The 2,304-nt window shown below is 60.2% G+C and carries 2 protein-coding genes; one reads left to right on the forward strand and one right to left on the reverse strand.

What is annotated here, in order from left to right; translation table 11 throughout:
• Nucleotides 1-43: 43 nt before the first annotated feature.
• Complete coding sequence (locus tag HX846_RS32965) at nucleotides 44-973, reverse strand: LysR substrate-binding domain-containing protein (RefSeq protein WP_032899060.1); 930 nt, start codon at nucleotides 971-973, stop codon at nucleotides 44-46.
• Between the two features lie 280 nt (nucleotides 974-1,253).
• Here HX846_RS32965 and HX846_RS32970 point away from each other — a divergent pair.
• Nucleotides 1,254-2,304, forward strand: a 1,051-nt coding sequence (locus HX846_RS32970; RefSeq protein ID WP_178967024.1) for an MFS transporter, incomplete at its 3' end; no start/stop codon positions are given.

Raw genomic sequence — 2,304 nt, forward strand, 5'->3', positions numbered from 1 at the left:
ACCATAAGTCGCCGTTACCTAAATAACGGATATGTACACCGAATCAAACAGCCGCCAAAGAAGGCTCCAACTGCCGCTGAGCCAACCAAATCTCCTCCTGCAACCACTGCGCAAACACCTGCAACTGCGGCGTATCCGTCTGCTCCGGTCGGGTCACCAGCCAATACGACTGATGCCCCTCCACATGCACATTCAGCACCTGCGTCAACTGCCCACTGGCCAACTCCGAAGCGACCATATGCCAATCCGCAATGGTAATCCCCAACCCATCGATCGCCGCCCGAATCGCCAAATCCAGCAGGTCAAACTCATACCCCCCCTCGATATCAACCCCACTGATCCGCGCCGCATCCAGCCAATGCTTCCACGTCAGATACCGCTGATCCTCCCGCGCCAGCACATGCAGCAACGTCATGCGATTCAGATCAATCCCGTCACTCCACTCCCGGGCATACAACGACGGCGCACACACCGCGATATGCCGCTCCTGAATCAACAACGAGCTGTCCAACCCATCCCATTCCCCATCGCCAAACCGAATCGCACAATCCAGCGTACTGGTCTCCGCCAGGCTGTCCTGCAACCGCGTGGTAATGCTCAGCTCCAACTCCGGATGCTGCTCGCGCAAGCGCCCCAACCGCGGCATCAACCAACGGTTGGTAAACGTCGGCGGCGCATTGATGTGCAGCCGATTGGCATGGGACTTCTGCTGGATACTGCGCACCGTCAACTCGATCTTGTCGAACGACTGGTGCAACGCCCGCAGCAATACCCGTCCGGCACTGGTCAATTCCAGGTGATGGTGACGACGCTCCAGCAGGGCCTCGCCCAGCTGTTCTTCAAGCTGGCGCACCTGGCGGCTGACCGCACTCTGCGTCACGTTCAACAGCTCGGCGGCCCGGGTAAAACTGCCGGTACTGCCGGCGACTTCGAAAGCTTTGAGGGCGTTGAGACCGGGCATTTTGCGTTTCATGGACGACACTCGGGAGCACAGGGGAAATAACCTGCACAACATACCTTTTTGTATTGGGTCAGCGGTAGCACTCCAGCCTGACAAACAATTAATCGTCGCAAACGCTGAAAGTGTCGTTTATCGCTACAGACCGTCGCTCACGAATAAATAGCCTGCGTATAACGCATGCACACTAAGACAATTAAGCATTGGTCGTCGCCAGGCTATAAACGCTAGTCTGCCGATGTACTTCCTGTAACTTCGCCCCTCTCTTTCGCGATTAACTTATCGAGTCATCGCCATGTCCAACGCACCCGTTTCATCCCGGCGAAGTATTGGCTTGCTGGCACTGGTGTTTACCGCCTGCAACGCCACCACCCACGGTTTCAGTGTGTTCCTGTATTCGGCGCTGTTGCCGCAGATCCGCCTGGCCTTTGAGCTCAGTTACAGCCAGGCCGCATTGATCGCCGCGCTGTTGCAGCTGTTCTACATGGGCGCCTCGATTGCCAGCGGCCTGGCGGCGGCGTGGATCAGCTCGCGCAATATGGTGCGCCTGACCATCGTCCTCAGCCCCGCCCTGCTGGCCCTGGCCGTCGCCACGCCGTGGGTGCTGCCGTTTGCCCTGTGCCTGGCACTGGTGTCGGCGTGCGCGGTGTCGAACTGGAACGCGATTTCGGCCCTCGCTCAAGAGGTGATCCCGACTACACATCGCAGCCGGGTGCTGGGGCTGGCGTCCTCGGGCTCAGCCTTTGCGCTGTGCTTGAACGGGCTGTTGATCGCGCTGTTGCAGGGGTTGTCGTTACGCCAGTTCTGGCTGATCTGCGCCGGGTTGACGCTGGTTGTCACGCTGTTGACCCTGTGGGCACTGGCCCCGATCAAGCAACCGGCACCACGCGAGACCATGGCGCCGGCGCTGAACCAAGTGCTGCGCCAATGGCTGAAGTTGTGCGTGGCACAACCGGTGGCAATGCAGATCGTCTTGCTCAGCGCGTTTATCGGCGCCATCAGCGGGCCGTTTCTGAATTTCCTGTCGGCGTTCGTCAGCGAGCAGCTACAAGCCAGCGCCTCCGTCACCGGCTCGATGTGGACGCTGATCGGGATCGGCGGTGTGATCGGCGGCTTGCTGCTGGGCACGCTGGCAGATCGTTGGGGGGCGTTGCGGGTGATGGCCCTGAGTATCGGCGCGTTTGGTCTGAGCATGCTCGGCTTGCTCGGGCACCCGAGCCTGGTACTGAGCTGGCTGGCGGCCGGGCTGTTCGCGCTGTTCTATTTCCCGTGTTGGGGCTTGATGGCCGCCTACGTCGGTGCCCGGCTCAGCCCGGTGCACAGCCTGCAAGTGGTGAGCCTGAGCA

The organism is Pseudomonas sp. K5002 (assembly GCF_013386655.1).
Lineage (GTDB): Bacteria > Pseudomonadota > Gammaproteobacteria > Pseudomonadales > Pseudomonadaceae > Aquipseudomonas.

Excerpts from the sequence above, each read along its gene's own strand:
- HX846_RS32965 (WP_032899060.1), bottom strand. The coding sequence starts at position 973 with ATGAAACGCAAAATGCCCGGTCTCAACGCCCTCAAAGCTTTCGAAGTC.